General features: G+C 75.3%; 7 protein-coding genes. 6 read left to right on the forward strand and 1 reads right to left on the reverse strand.

Annotated features, from left to right (window positions below; translation table 11 throughout):
- Positions 1 to 206 precede the first annotated feature (206 nt).
- From OG373_RS07205 to OG373_RS07230, 6 genes are all read left to right on the forward strand, one after another.
- Positions 207 to 1,907, forward strand: a complete 1,701-nt coding sequence (locus OG373_RS07205) for an NlpC/P60 family protein (protein ID WP_405436789.1) — start codon at positions 207 to 209, stop codon at positions 1,905 to 1,907.
- 208 nt (positions 1,908 to 2,115) lie between these two features.
- Positions 2,116 to 9,996, forward strand: coding sequence for an amino acid adenylation domain-containing protein (locus OG373_RS07210; protein ID WP_405436791.1), 7,881 nt, complete (start codon positions 2,116 to 2,118; stop codon positions 9,994 to 9,996).
- Entirely contained in the window at positions 9,993 to 20,546 is a 10,554-nt protein-coding gene (locus OG373_RS07215; protein WP_405436793.1) for an amino acid adenylation domain-containing protein, read from the forward strand. Before OG373_RS07210 ends, OG373_RS07215 begins: the two co-directional genes overlap by 4 nt.
- A gap of 53 nt (positions 20,547 to 20,599) precedes the next feature.
- Positions 20,600 to 20,800 carry an MbtH family protein gene (locus tag OG373_RS07220; protein WP_397729441.1) on the forward strand — a complete coding sequence of 67 codons (201 nt, stop codon included), beginning with the start codon at positions 20,600 to 20,602 and terminating at the stop codon, positions 20,798 to 20,800.
- An 84-nt stretch (positions 20,801 to 20,884) separates the two neighbouring features.
- On the forward strand, positions 20,885 to 22,240 hold the full coding sequence (locus OG373_RS07225) for an MFS transporter (RefSeq protein ID WP_405436795.1): 1,356 nt from the start codon (positions 20,885 to 20,887) through the stop codon (positions 22,238 to 22,240).
- A gap of 168 nt (positions 22,241 to 22,408) precedes the next feature.
- Positions 22,409 to 22,666, forward strand: coding sequence for a hypothetical protein (locus OG373_RS07230; protein WP_405436798.1), 258 nt, complete (start codon positions 22,409 to 22,411; stop codon positions 22,664 to 22,666).
- A 100-nt stretch (positions 22,667 to 22,766) separates the two neighbouring features.
- On the opposite strand, the gene OG373_RS07235 is transcribed toward OG373_RS07230, so the two are convergent.
- A complete protein-coding gene (locus OG373_RS07235) occupies positions 22,767 to 23,279 on the reverse strand; it encodes a hypothetical protein (RefSeq protein WP_405436799.1) in 513 nt (170 codons plus the stop codon).
- Positions 23,280 to 23,326 lie beyond the last annotated feature (47 nt).

Genomic DNA, 23,326 nt, shown 5'->3' on the forward strand with positions numbered 1-23,326 from the left:
GATCGCGCTGCCGCCTGCCGGAGGCACCTCAGGACGTACTGATCGTGATGGCGTGGCGAGCTCTTGCGGCCCGCCGGACAAGGCGCCCCTGGGGGCAATGGCGCTGAGGATCGCACCAAGTGGATCATTACCACATGTCACTTACTGCCCGCCGCAATGTCCTTGCCGTCTTAGCCTCCGCAGCGGCTTCCGTTCCACTCGGCGCCTTGAGCGCCGCGGCCTCGCCCAGAACCTCGATTCCGGCCGCTCCCGCCCGCGCGGCATCCGTCTCCGCCGTGGCCGCGGCTCCCGTGTCGCTCACCTCGCCCCGGTCCTCCGTCACGATCGGCGCACTGGATCCCGCCTACTTCACGCAGGTCTCCCTCGCCTCCTTCACCACGAGCGTGCTGCCGGGAACACCGGAGCGTCTGGAGGTCACCGCCGGCTCCCAGCGCGTGGCCATCCTGACCAAGGGCGCGCGCACCGTCGTCCTGACGGGCCCCCGGCGCACCTTCAGCGAGAACAAGCAGTCCTTCGTTGACGACTTCCAGCGCACCCTCCCCGACCAGGCGCTCCCGGTCCTGGATCGCAAGTACTGGGGGACGTCTCCCGCCGGCGGGAGCTGGTCCACCTCGGGGCCCGTCGACACCGACTACTCGGTGGTGCCGGGCAGCGCGACCATCGCGCTCACCACCGACTACGCGAGCCGCCACGCCACCCTCCGGGACGACGAGATCACCGACGTCGACGTCCGCGCGGTCGCGCGGTTCGACAAGGTACCGACCGGCCAGGCCTGCTCGTACGCACTGTCCTTCGGCTACCAGGACACGCACAACAACTACCGGGCCAGGCTGTCCTTCCTGACCTCGGGTACGGTCGAACTGCGCGTCGAGAAGGAAGTCGCGGACACCGTAACCCAGTTGACCGCTGCCACCACCCTCGCCACCGCAGTGCCGGCGGGCACGAACTGGACGATCCGCGTGCGCCGCGAGGGCGCCCGCATCCAGGTCAAGGCCTGGCGCACGGACACCGCCGAGCCCACCGGCTGGGCCGCGGACGTCACGGACACCACCTTCCCCAAGGGGCGGGTGGGCCTGAGGGCACTGGCCAACCAGGGCTGCACGAACCTGCCCGTCAAGCTGGTGGTGAGCCGCTTCCAGGTCGACGCCGCGACCTGGCAGCAACCGCCGACCGTCGCCCACGACATCTGGGTACGCGTTCTCCCCGCGCCCTTCGACGGGACCTGGACCCCTGCCCTGGAACAGATCATCCGCGGCTGGGCCGGTTCCCCGGCCCCCGACGTTCTGGCCCACGCGGCCATGTTCCTCGCGGGAGCACCCGCGGTCACCACCGCCGCCACCCCCGCAACGGGCAAGCAGGTCATGGGCGAGGCCGGCTACGGCTACCTGGATCCGCAGGGTTACCGCTACGAGGGCGCGGACTTCCACGAGTACATGAACCTCGGCTGGACCTTCCCCGACGGCACCTACACAGGGCCTTCGAGCAAGCAGGTCGGCAACCTTGACTGCTCGGGTTACACGCGCATGGTCTACGGCTATCACATGGGCGTGCCCATGGCCGCCGGCGAGGACACCTCCAGGACCCGCATCCCCCGCAAGTCCCGCCACATGGTGGACTACGCGCCCGGCACCCGGATCGACCGGACGGACGGCACGAACCCGCCCGCCGCGCAGCAGCTCCAGCCCGGTGACCTGCTCCTGTTCAACGCCGACTCCGGCGACGACACGGTGACGGTCACCGTCGACCACGTGGGCATCTACCTCGGGGCGGACACCACCGGCAAGCGCCGCTTCCTGTCCAGCCGCAAGACCGGCAACGGCCCCACCATGTCCGACCTGGGTGGCGCTTCACTTCTCGACGGCACCGGCACCTACGCGAAGAAGCTCCACACGGTCCACCGCATCTGACCCCTCGCGTGTTCGCCGGCGCCGGACAGGCCTGCGCCGGCGAACTCCTCGGGCCGGTCACGGGAATGCGGTACCGGGGACTTCCCCGGGCGGATCGCGCCTCGTCAAGAGGCGTATTAGTGGGACTTTCGAGACCGTCCGGCCGTCGCGGACAGTGGCCTCACGTCGTCGTTGATCGACCGATCCGACTGAGGAGACTGACCACCGCATGGCCACTCACGACCGCGGGCCGCTGCCCCTGACCCCGCCGCAGAACGGCGTCTGGTTCGCGCAGCAGCTCGACCCCACCCGCCTCGACTACACCATCGGCGAGTACCTGGAGATCCGCGGGGCGGTGGATCCGGAGCTGCTCGCCGAGGCGGTGCGCACGATGGTGGCCGGAACCGAGACGCTGTGCGTGCGCTTCGCCGAGGTGGACGGAGTGGTGTGCCAGATACCCGCCGGACCTCCGCCGCTGCGGATGGTGACCGTCGACGTCAGCGGCTACCCCGACCCGGACGGCGAGTCCGAGCGGCTGATGCGGGCGGAGCTGGCCCGGCCGACGAACCTGATGACCGGGGACGTGTGCCGCTTCCTCCTGGTACGGACCGGTCCGCAGACGTACCGCTGGATGCAGGGCTACCACCACCTCGTCGCCGACGGGGTCACCGGCCCGATCCTCGCGCGGCGGACCGCCGAGGTGTACTCGGCGCTGGTCGCGGGAGAGCCCGTACCGGCCCCCGAGAGCACGCCGTGGGCACCGATCGTGGCCGAGGAGGAGGAGTACGCCGGCTCCGAACGGTGCGCGCGGGACCGGGAGTTCTGGCGGGCCCGGCTGGACGGCGCCCCCGAGCCCGTCTCCTTCACCGGCAGCGCCCCGGCGCCCGCGTCCGGTACGACGGTGCGGGTGAGCGGCGAGCTCGACCCCGCCGACGCCCGTGCGCTGCGCGAGGCCGCGCGCCGGCACGGGACGCGCTGGTCGGCGCTGGTGATGGCCGCGGCCGCCGCCCACCTGCACCGCGCGGGCACCACCGAGGACGTGGTCCTCGGCCTCCCGGTCACCGGCCGCACCACCCAGGACGCCCGCCGGACGCCCGGCATGTTCTCCAAGGTCCTGCCGCTGCGGCTGACGGTCACCGGGGACACCACGGTCGGCGAACTGGTACGGAGCACCTCCGCCGGCATCAAGGAGGCCCTGCGCCACCAGCGGTACCGGATCGAGGAGTACACCGGGACCGGGCCGCGCCTGTGGGACGCCGCGGTCAACCTCATGTCCTTCGACTACGAGCTGTCCTTCGCCGGCGCTCCCGCCTCCGCGCACAACCTCGCGGTCGGCCCCGTGGAGCACGTCTCCCTCAACGTCTACGACCGCGGCGGCGACAGCCCGCTGACCGTGCAGGCCGAGGGCGACGCCGCCGACATCGGCCCGGACGAACTCGACGCGCTGCGCGTGCGGTTCACCCGCTTCCTGCTCGCGCTCGCCGCGGCCGACGACAAGGCCCCGGTCGGCTCGCTGCCCTTCCTGACCGCCGAGGACGCGGAGCGCCTCGCCGCCTTCGCCGAGGGCGGCAGCGACTGCGCTCCCCGCGGCGGGCTGCTGCACACGCTCTTCGAGGAGGAGGCGGCGCGCGCCCCCGAGTCGGTCGCCGTGGTCTGCGCCGGCGAGGAGGTCACCTACCGCGAACTCGACGCCTGGGCCCAGGACATCGCGGACCGGCTGCGGCCGGCCGTGGAGCCGGGCACCCCGGTCGGCGTGTGCGTGGAGCGCTCCCCCGCGATGGTCGCGGCCCTGCTCGGGGTCCTGAAGGCGGGCGGCTGCTACGTGCCGCTCGACCCCGGCCTGCCGCCGGAGCGGATCGCGTACGTCGTGCGGGACGCGGGGCTGCGTACGGTCGTCGCCGGGCCCGGCACCCGCGACCGGCTGCCGCACGACCTGCCGTCCGTGGTCCTCGCGGGAGCGGTGACCGACGCGGTGCACGGCGGCCGCGCGGGCGCGGCGGTGCCGCCGGCGTCCGCCGCGTACCTGCTGTACACCTCGGGCAGTACGGGCGAGCCGAAGGGCGTCGTCGTCCCGCACGCGGCGGCCGTCGACTTCGTACGCGGCCACCTCGCGCTGTGCGGCGCGGGCGACACCGCCGGAGCAGGAGACGGATCACGGTCCGGGCGCGCGGAGCGGTTCCTCGGCTTCGCCTCGCTGTCCTTCGACGTGTCGGTCCTGGACGTCTTCGGCTCCCTGCTGAGCGGCTCCACCCTGGTGCTCGCCACCGACGCCGAGCGGGTCGATGTCGACCGGCTCCAGGCGCTGCTCGCCGAGCACGCGGTGACCGTCGCCGACCTGCCGCCGGCGCTCCTGCCGCTGCTGGACCCGGCCGCCCTGCCCGAGCTGCGGTTCCTGTCCACGGGCGGCGAGGCCCCGTCCGGGGACGCCGTGGACCGCTGGGCGGTGGACGGCCGAGAGGTCTGGAACGCCTACGGGCCCACCGAGGCCGCCGTGTCCGTCACCATGCACCGGGTGGTTGCGCCCTCGCACGGCCGGATCCCGCCGATCGGGCGGCCGATGGCCAACCACCGCGCGTACGTGGTGGACCGGGACCTGCGGCTGCTGCCGCCGGGGGCGACCGGCGAGCTGTGCGTGGCCGGTGCGGGGCTCGCGCAGGGGTACGCGGGGCGCGCGGCCATGACGGCCGACCGTTTCGTGCCCGACCCGTTCTCCGGTGTTCCCGGTGCGCGGATGTACCGGACGGGCGACCTCGTGCGCTGGTCGGCGCGCGGCGAACTGGAGTTCCTCGGCCGGGTCGACCGGCAGGTGAAGATCAACGGTCACCGGATCGAACTGGGCGAGATCGAGGCCGTGCTCGGCCGGCAGCCCTCGGTGGGGCAGGCCGCGGTGATCGTGCACGCACCGGCCGGCGGCACCCGGCGGCTCGTCGCCTTCGTGGCGCCGCCGCAGGACGGCCCGGCGCCCGACCCGGAGCTCCTGACGGCGGAGTTGGGCCGGATGCTGCCCGGCTACATGGTGCCCCGCACCATCGTGGCGGTGGACCGGCTGCCGCTCACCCCGGGCGGCAAGGTGGACCGCGCGCGGCTTCGCGTACCGGAGGCCGCGGCGCGTCCGGAGCACCCCGAGCGCCCGTACGGCGCCGTCGAGCTGGCCCTCGCGGCGCTGTTCTCCGAGGCCCTCGGCACCACCGCCGCTCCCGACGACAACTTCTTCGAGCTCGGGGGTGACAGCATCACCGCCCTCACCCTGACCAGCCGGGCGCGGGCGCACGGCTTCTCCTTCACGCTGCGCGACGTGTTCGCGCACAAGACGGCGGCCGCCCTTGCCGCGGCCGTCGGCGAGCCGGGCACCGGTACGTCCCGGGCCGCCACGCCGGCTCTCGACGCGTGCGGCCCGCTGCCCGCGACGCCGGTCATGCGGTGGCTGCTGAACGGACCGGGCCCCGTCGGGCGCTTCAGCCAGTCCATGGTGCTGGCCCTGCCCGAGGGCGCGGACGACGCGATGCTCGTACGGGTCCTGCAGTCGGTCGTGGACCGGCACGGGGCGCTGCGCCTCGGCGTGGCCGCCGGCCCCGAGGGGCCGGTGTGCACGGTCGGCGAGCCCGGCTCGGTCGACGTGTCCCGGCTCTACCGCACCGTCGCCGTGACGGGGCCGGACGAGTCCGCCCGCGCCGCGGCCGCGGCGGAGGCGGCGCTGGACGCGGCCGGGCAACTGGACCCCGCGGCCGCGGTGATGCTGCGGGCGGTCCGCTTCGACGCCGGTGGGGCGTCCCCGGACCGGCTGCTGCTGTGCGTGCACCACCTGGCCGTGGACGGGGTGTCCTGGCGGATCCTGACGGCGGACCTCGCCGCGGCCTGGGAGGCCGCCGTCGCCGGGCGTCCGCTTCCGGCCGACGACGGGGAGGTGTCGTTCCGCGCCTGGGCCCACCACCTCGAGCTTCAGGCGCACGCCCCGGAGGTGCTCGCCGAACTCCCCTTCTGGCGCTCGATGCTGGAGACCGCCGGGACGGCACCGGACCCGCAGGCCCCGTGGCACCGGGTCCCCGACCCGGTGCGGGACACCGCGGGCACCACCCGCACGCTGACGCTCGACCTGCCCGCAGAGGTCGCCGGACCGCTGCTGGCCCGGGTCCCCGGCGCGCTGCGCACCGGGCCGACCGAGGTATTGCTCGCAGGGCTGGTCCTCGCGGCCCACCGCCTCCGCTCCCCCGCTGCCGCCGCCGGACCGCTGCTGGTCGACCTGGAGGGCCACGGCCGCGCCGACCGCACCGGCCGCCACGACCTGGCGCGCACCGTGGGCTGGTTCACCACCCAGCACCCGGTCCGCTTCGACCTGGACGGCCTCGACCTGGACGCCGCGGCCCGGGGCGGCGACGCGCTCGCCGAGCTGGTCGCCCGGATCCACACGGTGGTCGCCTCCGTACCGGACCACGGCACGGGCTTCGGTCTGCTGAGCCGCCTCAATCCGCAGACCGCCGCGGAACTGTCCGCACTCCCGCGCCCCCGGATCCTGTTCAACTACCTGGGCCGGTTCTCCGGTGGGGACGAGGCGCCCTGGAGCCCGGCCCCCGAGGCGGGCGGGCTGCGGGCCGACGTGGACCCGGCGATGCCCGTCGAGCACGTCCTGCAGATCGACGCCATGGCTGTGGACGGCGCCGACGGTCCCTCCTTCACCGCGGTCGTCACCCATCCGCCCGCCCTGCTGACCGACGCCGAGGCGGACGAACTGGTGGCGGCCTGGGGCGAGGCCCTGCGCCTGCTGGCCACCTGGACGGGCGCCGCCCGGCCGCGCCGCCTCACCCCCCGCGACCTGCCGCTGGTCCGGCTGACACAGGCGGAGACGGACGCCCTGTCCGCACGCCACGCCGGGCTCGTGGACGTGCTGCCGCTCTCACCGCTCCAGGAGGGCCTCTTCTTCCACGCCGCCTTCGACACGGGCGCGATGGACGCCTACACCGGCCAGCTCGTCCTCACCCTGGAGGGCCCCCTGGACGAGCGCACGCTGCGGACGGCGTGCGACCGGCTGCTGCGCCGCCACACCGCACTGCGCTCCGCCTTCACCGACCGGGGGCTGGACCGCCCGGTGCAGGTCGTCCTCGAATCCGTCGAGGCGCCCTGGGAGACGGTGGACCTCGGCGCTCTCGGGACCGCGGACGGGCAGCGGGAGTGGGAACGGCTGCTGGCGGCCGACCGGGCCCGCCGCTTCGACCTGGAGCGGCCCCCGCTGGTGCGCTTCACGCTGGTCCGCTTCGGCGCCGACGAGCACCGGCTGATCATGACGAACCACCACATCCTGTGGGACGGCTGGTCCTCGGCGGTGCTCCTGCGCGAACTGCTCACCGGATACGCCGGGTCCGACGGCTCGGAGGCGACCGGTCCGGCCGCGGAAGGCGTTCCGTACCGCTCGCACCTGGACTGGCTGACCCGCCAGGACCACCGCGCCGCCGAGGCCGCCTGGAGCGGTGCGCTGGCCGGGCTGGAGGAGCCGACCCTGCTGGGCGCGGCCGACCCCAACCGGATCGACGCCCTGCCCGAGCGGACCTCGGTGGAACTGCCGGCCGAGCTGACGACGCGGCTCACCGCGCGGGCCCGTACCGCGGGCGTCACCCTCAACAGCGTCGTCCAGGGCCTCTGGGCGGTGCTGCTGGGCCGGGTGACCGGGCGGGACGACGTGGTGTTCGGCGGGACCGTCTCCGGGCGCACCGCGGACGTCGCGGGCATCGAGAACATGGTCGGGCTGCTGATCAACACGCTGCCCGTGCGGTTCCGGATCCGGGAGGACGAGCCGCTGCTGGCCGCGCTCGCCCGGTTCCAGGACGAGCAGGCGGACCTGATGGACCACCAGCACGTCGGCCTCGCCGGCATCCAGCGGGCGACCGGACTCGGCACCCTCTTCGACACCACGGTCGTCGTCGAGAACTATCCGCTCGACCTGGAGTCGATGCGGGACCTGGCCGGCGGGCCGCGGCTGACCGGGGTGGAGGGCTCGGACGCCACCCACTACACCGTCAACCTCATCGTGCTGCCCGGGGAGCGGCTGCGGCTGCACCTCGACCACCGTACGGACGTCCTCGACGCGCGGACGGCCCGCAGCCTGGGCGAGGCGCTGGAGCGGCTGCTGACGGCCGTCGCCGACGCCCCCTCCACCCCGGTCGGGGAGGTGGACCTGCTCTCCGAGGAGCAGCACCGGCTGATCCGGGAGTGGAACGGCACCGCCGTGCCCGTCCCCCGCACCACGCTGGTGGAGCTGTTCGCGCAGCAGGTGGCCCGGACGCCCGGAGCCCCGGCGACCGTCTTCCGGGGCGAGCGCCTGTCGTACGCCGAACTCGACGCCCGTGCCGAGCGGCTGGCCCGGGAACTGCGCGCCCGGGGCGCCGGTCCGGAGCGGATCGTGGCGGTCGCCCTGCACCGCTCCACCGAGATGGTGGTCTCGCTGCTGGCCGTGCTGAAGTCGGGGGCGGCCTACCTTCCCGTGGACCCCTCGCTCCCGGCGGACCGGATCGCATACATGCTGTCCGACGCCGAGCCCGTCCTGCTGCTCGCCGACGACGGCGTGGCGGCCGCGCTGCCGGCCGCCGCGGACCTGCCGCGGCTGGATCCCGGGGCCGTCCACGGCGGGAGCGGCGGTGCTGCGGTGCAGGCGCCGCTGCCCTCGCAGCCCGCGTACGTGATCTACACCTCCGGGTCGACCGGGCGGCCCAAGGCCGTCGTCGTCGAGCACTCGGCCATCGTCAACCGGCTGCTGTGGATGCAGGACCGGTACCGGCTGGGGGCGGACGACAAGGTGCTCCAGAAGACCCCGTTCGGCTTCGACGTGTCGGTGTGGGAGTTCTTCTGGCCGCTGCTGACCGGTGCGGCCCTGGTCGTCGCCGAGCCCGGCGGGCACAAGGACCCCGCCTACCTCGCGCGGGTGATCCAGGAGGAGTCGATCACCACCGTCCACTTCGTCCCGTCCATGCTGGCGGCGTTCGTGGAGCACCCGGAGGCGGGCGGCTGCCGGTCGCTGCGGCGGGTCGTGTGCAGTGGCGAGGCCCTCCCGGAGGAGCTGAAGAACCGCTTCCTCGACGTGCTCGACGTGCCCCTGCACAACCTGTACGGGCCCACCGAGGCGGCCGTGGACGTCACGCACTGGGACTGCCTCCGCGAGGAGAGCGGGCCCGTGCCGATCGGCCGGCCGATCTGGAACACCTCGCTGTACGTGCTCGACCCGCGGGGGCGGCCCGTCCCGGTGGGCGTGGCGGGCGAGCTGTTCCTCGCGGGCGCGGGCCTCGCCCGCGGGTACCTGCGCCGCCCGGCGCTGACCGCGGAGCGCTTCCCGCTGGACCCGTTCGGCCCGCCGGGCTCGCGCATGTACCGCACCGGTGACCTGGCCCGGCACCGGGCCGACGGCTCCGTGGAGTACCTCGGCCGCACCGACGACCAGGTCAAGATCCACGGCTTCCGGATCGAACTCGGCGAGATCGAGACGGCGCTGGGCCGCCTTCCCGGCGTGGGACGGGCCGCGGTCGTCGTCCGCGAGGACGTCCCGGGCGAGCGCAGGCTCGTCGGGTACGTCGTCCCGGAGGCCGGGACGGACGGCTCGGCCCCGCCCCCGGACCCGGAGCCGATGCGCGCCGAACTGGCGCGCTCCCTCCCGGAGTACATGGTGCCGGTGCTGGTCGTCGTGGACGGACTGCCCGTCACGGCGAACGGCAAGCTCGACCGCAGGGCGCTCCCGGCGCCCGCCGCGACGGCGGCCGCCACCGGGTACGAGCCGCCCGCCGGGGAGACCGAGGAACTGGTCGCCATGGTGTGGGCCTCCGTACTGGACGCCCCGCGGATCGGCCGCCACGACGACTTCTTCGCCCTCGGGGGGCACTCGCTGAGCGCCACCCGGGTGGCGGCCCGGCTGCGCCAGTCCCTCGGCCTGGACCTGCCCCTGCACACCCTCTTCGAACAGCGGACCGTCGCCGCCCTCGCCACCGCCGTCGAGACGGTGCTGCTGGCCGAACTGGAGGCCGAAGCGGCCCCGTTCGACGCGCACCCCGAGACCGGCACCGCCACCGGCACTGCCACCGACGGCGCCACCGACGGCGTTCCTTCACTCGTACTTCAGGGAGAGACCTCGTGACCACCCAGGAGAGCCTGCCCGCCGGCGTGGACAGCCGGCTGGCCGCCGCCCGCGAGCTGCTGCGCCGCCGTGTGCGCGCCGCGCTGGACGACTCGGCGGCCGGTGCGGCCACCGAGACGGCCCCCGCCACTGTCACTGCCACCGCGGCCGGCGACGGCCTCGACCCCGCACCCGTCGCCTCGTTCGCCCAGGAGCGGATGTGGCTGGTGGACCGGATGACGGACGGCACCCCCGGCTACGCGATCCCCGAGGTCGTCCGGCTGCGCGGCCCCCTCCGGCCGGACCTGCTGCGCCGGAGCCTGACGGCCGTCGTGGCCCGCCACGCACCGCTGCGCACCGTCTTCGCGGAGCGCGACGGCGCCCCGCACCCGGTGGTCCTGCCCGCGCCGGCGGCCGTCCCGCTGCCGGTGCTGGACCTGGGCAGCGCCCCCCTCGCGGAGCTGGAGGAGCGGGCCCACGCCCTGGCCCTGGAGGAGGTCCGCAGACCCTTCGACCTCGCGGCGGGCCCGCTGCTGCGCGCCCTGCTGATCCGGCTCGGCCCCGAGGACCACCTGCTGGTGCTGGTGGTCCACCACATCGCGACCGACGGTTGGTCCATGGGCCTGCTCTGGCAGGAGCTCTCCGAGGGCTACGCCGCCCTGCTCGCGGACCGTCCCCCCGTACGGGCAGCGCTCCCGCTGGACTACCAGGCGTACGCCCGGACCCAGCGCGACCGGTTCGCCTCGGGTGCGATGAACGGGCAGCTGCGCTGGTGGGAGAAGTGCCTCTCGGGGCTGGAACCCCTCGAACTGCCGGCGGACCGGCCCCGGCCCACCCGTCGCAGCGGCGACGGCGCGAGCCTGGACTTCACCCTCGACGCCCGCCTCACCGCACGGCTGCGCGGGATCGCCGAGAGCGGCGGCGCCACCCTGTTCATGACCCTGCTGGCCGGCTTCCAGGCCGCCCTGGCCCGCTACGCCGGCCGCACCGACATCGCCGTCGGCACTCCGGTGGCCGGACGCGACCGGGTGGAACTGGAGCCCCTCGTCGGGTTCTTCGTCAACACCGTGGTGCTGCGCGCCGATCTGTCGGGCGAGGTGGGGTTCCGCGAGCTGCTCGGCCGGGTCCGCCGGGCGACGGTGGACGCGTACGACCACCAGGAGGTGCCCTTCGACCGACTGGTGGAGCACCTGAGCCCCGAGCGCGTCGGCGACCGCAACCCGCTCGTGCAGGTGATGTTCGCGTCGGCGCAGGACGAGACGGCCGGGCTGCGGCTGCCGGGCCTGGACGCGCAGCCCGTGCGGACCGACTTCGGCGGCTCCCTCTTCGACCTGAGCGTCTTCGTCTCCGAGGGCGCCGACACCTGCTCCGGCTCCCTCGTCTTCGACACCGACCTGTTCGACCGGGCCACCGCCGAACTCGTCCTCGGCCACTACCTGGAGCTGCTGGCCTCGGCCGCCGAGGAGCCCGACCGCCCGCCGGCCGAGCTGCTGCCCTCGGCCCCGACCGCGGCCCGCCTCGCGGCCGAGGGCCACGGCGCGGCTCGCCCGGACCTCGCCCCGGCCTCCCTGGTGGAGCTGTTCGCCGAGCAGGCCCGGCGCAGCCCCGGCGCCGAGGCCGTGGTCTGCGGCGCCGACCGCCTGACCTTCGCCGAACTCGACCACCGCTCCGACCTGCTGGCGGCCCGGCTTGCCGCCGCCGGGGTGGTGCGCGAAGCGCCGGTGGCCCTGCTGATGGAGCGCTCGGTCCACCTGCCGGTGGCGATCCTGGCGGTCCTGAAGGCCGGCGGGGCCTACGTCCCGCTCGGCGAGGGGTTCCCCGTCACCCGGCTGCACTGGATGCTGGAGCGGACCGGCGCCCGCCTGCTGCTCGCCGACCCGGCGACGGCCGGCCACGAGGCGGTCCGCACCTCGCCCGTGCCGGTGCTCGACGCGACGGACCCGGTGGAGGCGACCCCCGTGGACGGGTCCCCGGCCGCCGCACCGGGTCCGTACCCGCCCTGCTCTCCGGACCAGTTGGCGTACGTGATGTACACCTCCGGTTCCACGGGCGAGCCGAAGGGCATCGGTGTCACGCACGCCAACGTCGCGGCGCTCGCCCGGGACACCTCCTTCGGCTCCGCGCACCGCCGGGTGCTGGCGCACTCCCCGCTGTCGTTCGACGCCTCGACGTACGAGCTGTGGGTGCCGCTGCTGTCCGGCGGGCAGGTGGTCATGGCGCCGCCCGGCAGGGTGGACACCGCGGCCCTGACCCGGCTGGTGGCGGAGCACCGGATCACGTCGCTGTTCCTGACGGCCGCCCTCTTCAACCTGGTGGTCGAGGAGTGCGTGGAGCTCCTGACGCGCGTGCGGGAGGTGTGGACGGGCGGCGAGGCCGCCTCCCCGCACTCCTTCGCCCGGGCCCTGGAGCGGGCACCCGAGACCGTCCTGGTCAACGTCTACGGGCCCACCGAGACGACCACCTTCGCCACGCGGCACCGGCTCGACCCTCGCGCCGGCGCCGTCGTGGACGGCCGGATCCCCATCGGCACCGCCCTGGACGACACCCGCCTCTACGTCCTGGACGAGCGCGGCCGCCCGGTGCCGCAGGGTGCCGTCGGCGAGCTGTGCATCGGCGGAACCGGCGTGGCCCGCGGTTATCTGGGCCGGCCGGGCCTGACCGCGCGGCAGTTCACCCCCGACCCGTACGGCGCCCCGGGCGCCCGGATGTACCGGACGGGCGACCTCGCCCGGCGACGCCCCGACGGCGCCGTCGACTACCTCGGCCGGAGCGACCAGCAGGTCAAGATCCGCGGCCACCGGATCGAGCCGGGCGAGATCGAGGCCGAGCTGGCCCGCTGCCCGCAGGTCGGGCACGCCGCGGTGGTGGTCCGCGAGGACACCCCCGGCGAGCAGCGCCTCGTCGCCTACGTGGTGCCCTCGGAGGGGCAGGTCGCCGAGCCGGCCGAGCTGCAGCGCACCCTCGCCGCACGGCTGCCCGCGTACATGCTGCCCTCGGCGATCGTGCCGCTCGACGCGCTGCCGGTCACCCCGAACGGCAAGCTGGACCGGCGCGCACTGCCCGCGCCGGCCGAGGAGGGGGTGCGCCGGGCCGAGTTCGCCGCACCGGTGACGCCGACGGAGGAACTCGCCGCGTCCGTGTGGAGCGAAGTGCTGGGCACCGGGCGGATCGGCCGCCACGACGACTTCTTCGCGCTCGGCGGCCACTCCCTGCGGGCCACTCGCGCCGTGTCGCGGCTCGGCGCCCGCCTGGGCACCGGTGTGCCGCTGCGGCTGCTCTTCGAGCACCCCACGCTGGAGCGGTTCGCCTCGGCGCTGGACGCCCTGCGCGCTGACGCGGCCGGCACGGCCGTGACCGCCACCGCCGTCGCGGCGATCGGCGCCCGGCCGGCCGGGGAGCCCGCGCCGCTGTCCTTCGCCCAGCAGCGGCTGTGGTTCCTGGACCAGCTCCAGCCCGGCCGCCCCGACTACAACATCCCGGTCGCGGCCCGGCTGCGGGGCCCGCTCGACGCCGACGTGCTGGCCACCGCGCTGAGCGCGGTGGTGGCCCGGCACGAGGTGCTGCGCTCGCGGATCACCGAGGGCCCGCGGGGCCCCGTACAGACCGTGGAGGCGCCGGAGGTCTTCGCACCGGTCCGCACCGACCTGGGGGACCTGCCCCGGGAGGAGGCCCGCTCGCGGGCGCTCGGCCTGGCCCACGCGGACGCCGCCGCCCCCTTCGACCTGGGCGCCGCTCCCCTGCTGCGGGCCCGCGTGGTGCGGGTCGCGGACGACGAGCACCTGCTCGTCCTGGTCCTGCACCACACCGTCGGCGACGGCTGGTCGATGCCGGTGCTGTGGCGGGAGCTGTCCGGTGCCTATGCGGCGCTGCGCCGCGGCGAGCGTCCCGCACCGGCGGAACTGAGCGTCCAGTACGGGGACTTCGCGTACTGGCAGCAGAACCGGCTGGCGAACGGCGAGGCCGACGCGGGCATCGCCCACTGGCGGGAGGCCCTGGGCGGGCTCCCGGCCCTGGAGCTGCCCACCGACCGGCCGCGGCCGCAGGTGCGCTCCGGCGCGGGCGACGCCTACGTCTTCGAGGTCCCGGCCGAACTCGCCGAGCGGCTCGGCGGGCTGGCCCGTGCGCGCGGCGCCACCCTGTTCATGGTGCTGCTGGCCGGCTTCCAGGCGTTGCTGGCCCGCTACACGGGACAGAGCGACATCGCGGTGGGCTCGCCCATCGCGGGCCGCGACCGCACCGAACTGGAGCCGCTCATCGGCTTCTTCGTCAACACCCTCGTCCTGCGCACCGACCTGTCCGGCGACCCGGCCTTCGGCGAACTGCTGGGCCGGGTGCGCCGCACCGCGCTCGCCGCGTACGAGCACCAGGACGTCCCCTTCGACCGGCTCGTGGAGGAGCTGCGGCCGGAGCGCGACCTCAGCCGCAACCCGCTGTTCGACGTGCTGTTCCAACTGCATCCCGAGCAGCTGGCCGCCCTGCCGCTGGACGGTGTGGAGGTCGAGAGCCTCGACACGTCCAACGGGACGGCGAAGTTCGACCTCAGCCTCGCGATGACGGAGCACCCGGGTGGTCTGACCGGCACGGTGCAGTACGCGACGGATCTCTTCGACCGGGCCACGGTCGAGCGGTTCGGCGGCCACTACCTGCGGCTGCTGGCCGGTGCGGCCGAGGACCCCGACGCCCCCCTGTCCCGGCTGGACGTACTGTCCCCGCAGGAGCACGCCGCCCTGCTCGGGGAGGAGTCCGGGCCGCGGGCGGACCGGCCGGCGGCCCGCACCCTGCACTCGCTGGTGGCCGAACAGGCCCGGCTGCGGCCGGACGCCCCCGCCGTGACCTGTGCGGGCCGCACCACCGGCTACGCGGAGCTCGACGCGGCCGCCAACCGGCTGGCCCACCGGCTGCGGCAGCTCGGGACCGGCCCGGAGACCACGGTGGCCGTGCTGGCCGGCCGCGACCTGCGCATGCTGGTCTGCGTCCTCGCGGTCCTGAAGGCGGGCGGCGCCTACGTGCCCCTCGACGCGGGGCACCCGGCCGAGCGGGTCCGCACGGTCCTCGCCGACAGCGGCGCCCGGCTGGTGCTGACGGCGGGCCTGCCCGGCGGGCTGCCCGCGGACCTGGCCGGCGCCGTGCCGGTCCTGGACCTGGACCTGGCGGCCGAGCAGCACCGGGTGGACGCCCTGCCCGCCACGGAACCGCCCGCCCTCGCCTCCCCCGCGCACCTCGCCTACCTGCTGTACACCTCCGGGTCCACCGGCCGCCCCAAGGGCGTGGCGGTCACGCACGCCGCGATCACCGGCTACCTGGCGGCGCTGACCTCCACCTTCGGACTCGGCCCCGACGACGCGGTGCTCGCCCGTACGGCGCTGACCTTCGACCCGTCGGTACGCGACCTGTTCGCCCCGCTGACCACCGGTGGCCGGGTCGTCCTGGCCTCCCAGGACGAGGCCGGGGATCCGGACGCGCTGGCCCGGCTGCTGCACGCCGAGGAGGTCACGGCGCTGCTGTCGATCGTCCCCTCGATGCTGGAGCCGCTGGTCGCCGCCGTGGCCGCCGCCGACGGGCCGTCCCCGGCCCTGCGGCTGGTGATGACCACCGGTGAGGCGCTGACGCCCGGGCTGGCCCGCGCCGCGCACACCCTGGGCACGCCCGGCCGGCTGCGGCTGGTCAACCAGTACGGTCCGACGGAGTGCACCAACACCACCACGTACCACGAGGTGACGGACGCCGACATCGAGGCGGGCCGCATCCCCATCGGGCGGCCGCTGCCCGGCGCTCGTGTGCTCGTGCTCGGCGAACACCTCGAACCGCTGCCCCGGGGCGCGGTCGGTGAACTCTTCATCGCCGGACGCGGAGTGGCCCGCGGCTACCTCGGCGATCCGGCCCGTACCGCCGAGGCGTATCCGCCGGACCCGTACGGGCCGCCCGGCGCGCGCATGTACCGCACCGGTGACCTGGCGCGCCTGCGCTCCGACGGGGTGCTGGAGTTCCACGGCCGCCGGGACAACCAGGTCAAGGTCCGGGGCCACCGGATCGAACTCGGCGAGGTCGAGGCCGCGTTGCTGCGCCATCCGGATGTCGCCCGGGCGGTGGCCGCCGCGCACGGCGAGGGCGCCGACCGGCTGCTGGCCGCGTACGTGGTCTGGCGGGACGGCGGCGGCGATCCGGCCGCCGTACTGGACTTCGTACGCGCGGCCCTGCCGGCCGCGATGGTGCCGTCCGCGCTGGTGGTGCTGGACGCGCTGCCGCTGACCCCGAACGGGAAGACCGACCGCAGGGCCCTGCCCGCGCCGGAGGCCGGCACTGCGGGCGGGCACCGCACGCACGTCGCTCCGCGCACCCCGCTGGAGCGGACGGTCGTCGAGGTCTGGGAGGAGGTGCTCGGGGAGGGCCCGATCGGGGTCCGCGACCACTTCTTCGAGCGCGGCGGGCACTCCCTGCGCGCCACCCGGGTCATCTCCCGGCTGCGCGCCCTGCTGGAGCTGGACATCCCGATGCAGCTGCTCTTCCGGCACCCGGTGGCCGAGGACCTGGCCCGGGCGCTGGCCTCGTTGGGTGCGGCGGGCGCCTCGGAACCGGTGATCCCCGCCCTGCCCGTGGGGCCGGGACCGCTGTCCTTCGGACAGCAGCGGCTGTGGCTGCTGGACCGGCTCCAGCCGGGCCGGCCCGACTACAACATGCCCGGCGCCGTGCGGCTGACCGGGGAGCTCGATTCCGCGGCCGCGCTCGGCGCCCTGGTGGACGTCGTCGCCCGGCACGAGGTGCTGCGCTCGCGGATCGAGGAGACCGGTGCGACCGGGGAGGACGGCGGCGCGGGGGCCTTCGCGGCCCGTGCCGTGCCCGGTCCGGCCTCGATGTTCACCCCGCTGTTCACCGACCTGTCCGAGCTGGGTGCGGCGGCGGCCGGGGAGCGGGCGCGGGAGCTGGCGGCCCAGGATGCCGCGCTGCCCTTCGACCTGGCTGCCGCCGGCCCGCTGCGGGCCCGGCTGGTGCGGATCGCCCCGCAGGAGCACCTGCTGGTGATCGTCGCCCACCACATCGCCTTCGACGGCTGGTCGGTGGGGGTGTTCTGGCGGGAGTTCTTCGCCGCCTACCGTGCCCGCACCCTCGAAGGAGCCGCGCCGCTGCCGGAACTCGCCGTCTCCTACCGTGACTTCGCGTCCTGGCAGCGCGAACGGCTGAGCGGCGACGCCCTCGCGGGCACCCTGGACTACTGGCGCGGGCGGCTCGACGGGCTCGCCCCGCTGGACCTGCCCACGGACCGGCCCCGGCCGGCCACCCCGTCCGGGCGCGGCGAGCAGTTCTCCTTCGAGCTGCCCGAGCCGCTGCTGCGGGGGCTGCGCGACCTGGGGCGCCGGCACGACGCGACCCTGTTCATGGTGCTGCTGGCAGGCTTCCAGGCCCTCCTGGCCCGCTGGTCGGGCGGCGAGGACGTGGCGGTGGGCTCCCCCATCGCGGGCCGCGACCGCACCGAACTGGAGCCGCTCATGGGCTTCTTCGTCAACAGTCTGGTGCTGCGCACCGACCTGTCCGGCGATCCCGGCTTCGGCGAGCTGCTGGGCCGGGCCCGCGAGACGGCCCTCGGCGCGTACGCCCACCAGGAGGTGCCCTTCGAACGCCTGGTGGAGGAGGTACGGCCGGAGCGCGATCCGAGCCGCAACCCGCTGTTCCAGGTGATGCTGGTGCTCGACGAGGAGGCCTCGAAGCCGCCCGCGCTGCCCGGGCTGGCCGTCGAACCGCTCTCGCTGGCCAGCGGCGCCTCGAAGTTCGACCTCTCCCTGTACTTCGTCGAGGAGGAGGGCACGCTGCGCGGCGAGGCCGTGTTCGCCACCGACCTCTTCGACCGGGAGAGCGTCGAGCGGATGACCTCGGCGCTGACCGAACTGCTCGCGGCCGCGGTGGCCGATCCCGCCACTCCCTTGGCCGCCCTGCCGCTGATGGGCGCGGCCGAGGAGCGCCGGATCCTGCACGCGGCCGGCGGGGTCGCCGAGGAGGCCGCCGGCCGGGCGCTCCCCGTGCTGGTCGGCGAGCAGGTCTCCCGTACGCCGGGGGCCGTCGCCGTGGAAGACGGTGAACGGAGCCTGACGTACGCCGGGTTGTGGGAGGTCTCGGGCCGGCTGGCCCGGGAGCTGGCCCGCCTGGGTGTGGGTCCGGAGACGGCCGTGGCCGTCTGCGCGGAGCGTTCCGTGCTGCTGCCGGCGGCGCTGCTGGGCGTGCTGCGCTCGGGCGGCATGTACGTGCCCGTGGACCCCGGGTACCCGGCCGACCGCATCGGCTACATGCTCGCGGACAGCGGCGCCCGGGTGCTGGTGGTGTCGGGTCTGCCCGACCCGGCCGGGGCGCCGGACGGGGTCGCGGTGGTGGACCTCGACGCGCTGACCGAGGACGCGGCACCGGGCGCGGACCCGGCGCCCGCGCTGCCGGCACCGGAACCGGAGCAGTTGGCGTACGCCCTGTACACCTCGGGCTCCACGGGGCGCCCGAAGGGCGTCACCGTCCCGCACCGGGCGCTGGCCAACTTCACCCGGGACATGGTGCGCAGGCTGGAGCTGACGGCCGGTGACACGGTGGCGGCCGTCACCACGGCATCCTTCGACATCGCCGTGCTGGAGCTGCTGGTGCCGCTCGTGTGCGGAGCGACGGTGCGGGTCGTCGACCGGGAGACCGCCCGGGACGGCACGCTGCTCGCGAAGGAGCTGGACGCGGCGCCGGTCACGGTCGTCCAGGCAACCCCGGCCACCTGGCACCAGCTGATGGAGTCCGGCTGGCAGGCACCCCACGTACGGGCGCTGTGCGGCGGCGAGGCGCTGCCGTCGGCCCTGGCCGAGCGGATGCGTACGGCGCTGGGCACGGTCCGGAACGTCTACGGGCCGACGGAGACCACCGTCTGGTCCACGGCCCACCGGCTGTCCGGTCCGGTCGGCGACGGGCCGGTGCCCATCGGCTCGGCGCTCGCCAACACCCGGCTGCACGTACTGGACGCGGGCCTGCGGCCGGTGCCGGTCGGCGTGTTCGGCGAGCTCTACATCGGCGGCGACGGGGTGGCCCGCGGCTACCACGGGCGGCCGGCGCTGACCGCGGAGCGGTTCGTGCCCGATCCGTACGCGGCGGGCGAGCGCCTGTACCGCACCGGTGACCTCGTACGGCGCCTCGCGGACGGTGGCCTGGAGTACCGCGGCCGGGCCGACGGCCAGGTCAAGGTGCGCGGCCACCGGATGGAGCTCGGCGAGATCGAGTCCGCGCTCGCCCGCCACCCGCGGGTGCTGGCGGCGGCCGTGGCCGTCCACGGCACGGGGGTGGACGCCGTGCTGGCCGGCTACGTGACCTGGCGGGACGGGGCGGGCGATCCGCGGGAGCTCGGCGACTTCCTGCGCCAGGACCTCCCCGAGTACATGGTGCCGGCCGTCATCACGGCGCTGGAGCGGCTCCCGCTCACCCCGAACGGCAAGCTCGACCGCAAGGCGCTGCCCGCTCCTTCGGCGGACGCGGTACGCGGCGACGGCGCGGGGCGGATCGCCCCGCGCGACACCACCGAGCTGCGGATGGCGCGGCTGTGGGAGCAGACCCTGGGCACGGCCCCGATCGGGGTGCGCGACGACTTCTTCGCGCTCGGCGGGCACTCGCTCAAGGCCTTCGGCCTGATGGCGGCCGTGCGCCGGGAGTTCGGGGTGGAACTGCCGCTGAACATGGTGTTCCGCCGGCGCACCGTCGAGCTGCTGTGCGAGGCACTGCCGGACGCGGGGGCGGCCGCCGCCCGGCTGCTGGTCCCGCTCGCCGACGGGGACCCGTCCAGGCCGCCGCTGGTCCTGGTCCACCCGCGGGGCGGCGACGTCGTCTGCTACCGGGACCTGGTGCGGGACCTGTCGGCCCGTCCCGGGGGCGACCGGCGCGTCCTCGGCCTGGAGTCGGTGGGCTACAACACCGGCGAGACGCCGCTGGAGCGGGTGCCCGAGATGGCCGAGCGCTACCTGGCCGCGCTTCGCGAGGAGCAGCCGCAGGGCCCGTACCTCCTCGCCGGCTGGTCGTTCGGCGGGACGGTGGCCTACGAGATGGCCGCCCGGCTGGAGGCCGCCGGTGAGCAGGTGGCCTTCCTCGGGCTGATCGACGCGGCGGCGCCGGGTACCGCTGCCGGCAGCCGGTCCGGTACGGCCGGGGCGGGCGATCCGGACCTGCTGCGGTACGGCATCGCGGCGGGTCTCGACGCCGGCTCGGCGCGCGAACTGGACGAGGAGGAACTGCTCGACGTCCTGGTCCGCCGGGGCCGCGAGGAGGGCACCCTCCCCCGTACGTCGCCCACGGAGGCCCTGCGCAGGCTGCTGCGGGTCGCCGAGGCGAACGGCGCGGCCTCCGCCGCCTACCGCACCGACGCCGTACTCGGTGCCGACCTGCACCTGTTCACGGTCGACGAGCGGCACCCCGAGCTCGCGACCCCGCTGGTGGACCCGGCGGCCTGGCGGCCGCGCACCGCGGGCGCCGTCGTACGGGCCGCGGTCCCGGGCAACCACCACGACCTGGTGGACCCCCCGCACTGCGCCGCACTGGCGGAGCTGCTCGCCGCGGCCCTGCCGCGGTGACCCACCGCACCCCGAAGACCCTTTCGCAGCACCGATCCGCCGAGGAGAACACCGTGAACGACGCGTCCCCGCAGCAGTACCTGGTCGTGGCCAACGACGAGGAGCAGTACTCCCTCTGGGAGGCCGGCCGGCCCGTCCCGCTGGGCTGGCACGACCAGGGCGTGCGCGGCACCAAGGAGGCGTGCCTGGAGCACATCGAGCGGGTGTGGACCGACATGCGCCCGCTCAGCCTCCGCCTGAACACGGCCGGCTGACCCGACGATCCCCGGGCACCACGCCGCCCGGCCGTCCGCACCGCGGGCTGCCGGGCGGCGCGGCGGTGCCGGAAGGAACCCCCTATGACCGGCTCGTACCCGGGCGGCTCCGTATCCTCGCGCCGCCTCACCCCGCTGGCCGCCCTGGTGGCGGCCTCCGGGATCTCCTCGCTCGGCATGGCGGCGACGCTGGTCGCCGTGCCCTGGTTCGTCCTGCACAGCACCGGCAGCGGCACCCGGACGGGGCTCGTCGCCACCGCCGAGGTGCTGGGCCTGCTGTGTTCCGCCGTGCTCGCGGGTCCGGTGGTCGACCGGCTGCCCGTACGCGCGACGAGCATCGCGGCGGACCTGCTGACGGCCGTGGCGATCAGCCTGATCCCGCTCCTGCACGCCTGGGGCGCCCTGCCCCTGCCCGTCCTGATCGTCCTGGTCTTCCTGGTGGGGGCCGCCCGGGGGCCCTCCGACACCGCCAAGCAACTGCTGCTGCCCGGCGCGATGGAACGCGCCGGGGTGACGGCGGAGCGGGCCACCGGATGCGTCGAGGGAGCCCGCCGGATCGGCATGATGGCGGGGGCGCCGCTGGCCGGTCTGCTCATCGCGACCGCCGGCCCGGTGCGCACCCTGTACGCGGACATGGCATCGATGGCGCTGTGCGCCCTGCTGGTGGCGGCCCTCGTCCCGGTGGTCCCGCGCGCCCGCCCGGCCGACGGGGCGCCGCGTGGCTCGTACGCCGAGGAACTGCGCTTCGGACTCGGCCGGTTGCGCCGTGACCGGCTCCTGGGGGCGATGGTGGGGGTCCTGATGCTGACCAACGCCCTGGACGGGGCGCTGAACGGGGTGCTCTACCCGGCCTACGGAGCCCAGGTGCTGCGCAGCAGCGCCCTGTTCGGGGCGATGATCACCGCCATGGGCGCGGGCGCCCTGCTCGGGGCGGCCCTGTACGGCTGGGCGGGCCACCGGGTGCCGCGGCGTGCGGTCTTCGTAGGGGCCTTCGTCCTGGTCGGGGCGGTGCGGTGCGCCGCACTGGCCGCCGAGCCGCGGGTGGCGGTGCTGCTGGCGGTACTGGCCCTGTCCGGCGTCGGGTCGGGGGTGGTGGGGCCGCTGATGATGTCGGTGGCCTACGAGCGGGTGCCCGCGGAGGTGCGCGGGCGCGTGTTCGGCCTGCTGGTGGCCACGGCGCTGGCGGCGACCCCGCTGGGGATGCTCGGTGCGGGGCTGGTCCTCGACGCCTCGGGGCTGGTGGCGGCGCTGCTGGGTACGGGGGCGCTGTACCTCGCGGTCACCCTGGCGCCGCTGGTCTTCCCGGTGTGGCGGGAGCTCGACGCCCGGGGCTCCGCGGGGACTTCGGTGATCGCGGAGGCGTCCGCGAGGGAGCCGGCCGGGCGCGAGAAGGGCTCGCCGGTCGCCTCAGGGGCCGGAATCCTGACCGAACAGGCATAGTTCGGCCGGTTTTGCGGCCCCTCACCATCGGGCCAGGCAGCTTGATGAGCTGTCGGATCGACCGCCGGAGCACCCGGGGCACGGCAAGGTTGGTCCTGCACCGACCGGCGCGGACGGCCCACGAAGCAGTTCGCGCCCCACCAGACCGCTCGTAATCCTGGGGATCCCATGCTCAAGCGTTTCGCCATCGCCCTGACCGTGACCGCGTCCGCCCTGCTGCTGCCCGCGGCCGGCGTCGCGCAGGCCGCCGACGACACCTCGGCCGCGACCACCGCGACCACGGCGACCACCACCGGTGACCAGGGCGGCAGCACGGCCCAGCCGACGCGCCGGATCGTGACGGCCAACGGCACGGTGGTCACGGCGGGCACGGGCACCCTCGGCCACCGGAACCGCGACACGGCCGACAGCTCCTGGGGCGGCTGACCCGGCCGGCCCGTGAGGGCCTGCCGAAAGGGGGGAGGGAGGATCGCACCGCGATCCTCCCTCCCCCCTTTGTTCGCCCGCCGCTGCGGCCGGGCCGCCGTCAGCCGCCCTGCGGACCGAGGCAGACGACGGCGTACTGGGCTCCGTGTGCGTCGATGTACCGGCGCGACCACCCCGCCGGTACGTACAGCAACTCGCCGGGCAGCAGCCGGCACTGGAAGGACTCCCGCCGGCCGCTCTCGCCGGTCCCCGTCAGCTGCCAGGTCACGGCGCCGGCGATCTGATGGACCAGCAGGTGCTCGCGGCCCTCGGGCTGCGCGGTCCAGGCCGCGTCCGGACCCCCGCCCGGGGCGGACCCGGGCGTCTCCACCCGGTCCAGCCGGACGGACAGGCCCGTCAGGTCGCCCAGTTCGGCGGTGAACCGGTCCGCCTGGGCCGGCCGTACGCCGCCACCCGCCGGAAGGGCGCCCGCGTCATCGGCGTCGCCGAACGCCGGATTGTCGTACTCGGGCCACAGAACACCCGGCGCCCTGTCCAGGTGGACCGAGAGGAACAGGACGATCTCCCGCAGGTGCGGGGTCCCCCGCTCGCAGCCTGCGTCCGGCATGTCCATTACGTGCCCCTCTTGTTCGGCGACTCGACAGCTCCCATCCCAGCAGC

The organism is Streptomyces avidinii (genome assembly GCF_045161815.1).
In the GTDB taxonomy this organism is placed as follows: Bacteria; Actinomycetota; Actinomycetes; order Streptomycetales; family Streptomycetaceae; genus Streptomyces; species Streptomyces avidinii.

Excerpts from the sequence above, each read along its gene's own strand:
- OG373_RS07210 (WP_405436791.1), top strand. The coding sequence starts at position 2,116 with ATGGCCACTCACGACCGCGGGCCGCTGCCCCTGACCCCGCCGCAGAAC.
- OG373_RS07225 (WP_405436795.1), top strand. The coding sequence starts at position 20,885 with ATGACCGGCTCGTACCCGGGCGGCTCCGTATCCTCGCGCCGCCTCACC.
- OG373_RS07230 (WP_405436798.1), top strand. The coding sequence starts at position 22,409 with ATGCTCAAGCGTTTCGCCATCGCCCTGACCGTGACCGCGTCCGCCCTG.
- OG373_RS07235 (WP_405436799.1), bottom strand. The coding sequence starts at position 23,279 with ATGGACATGCCGGACGCAGGCTGCGAGCGGGGGACCCCGCACCTGCGG.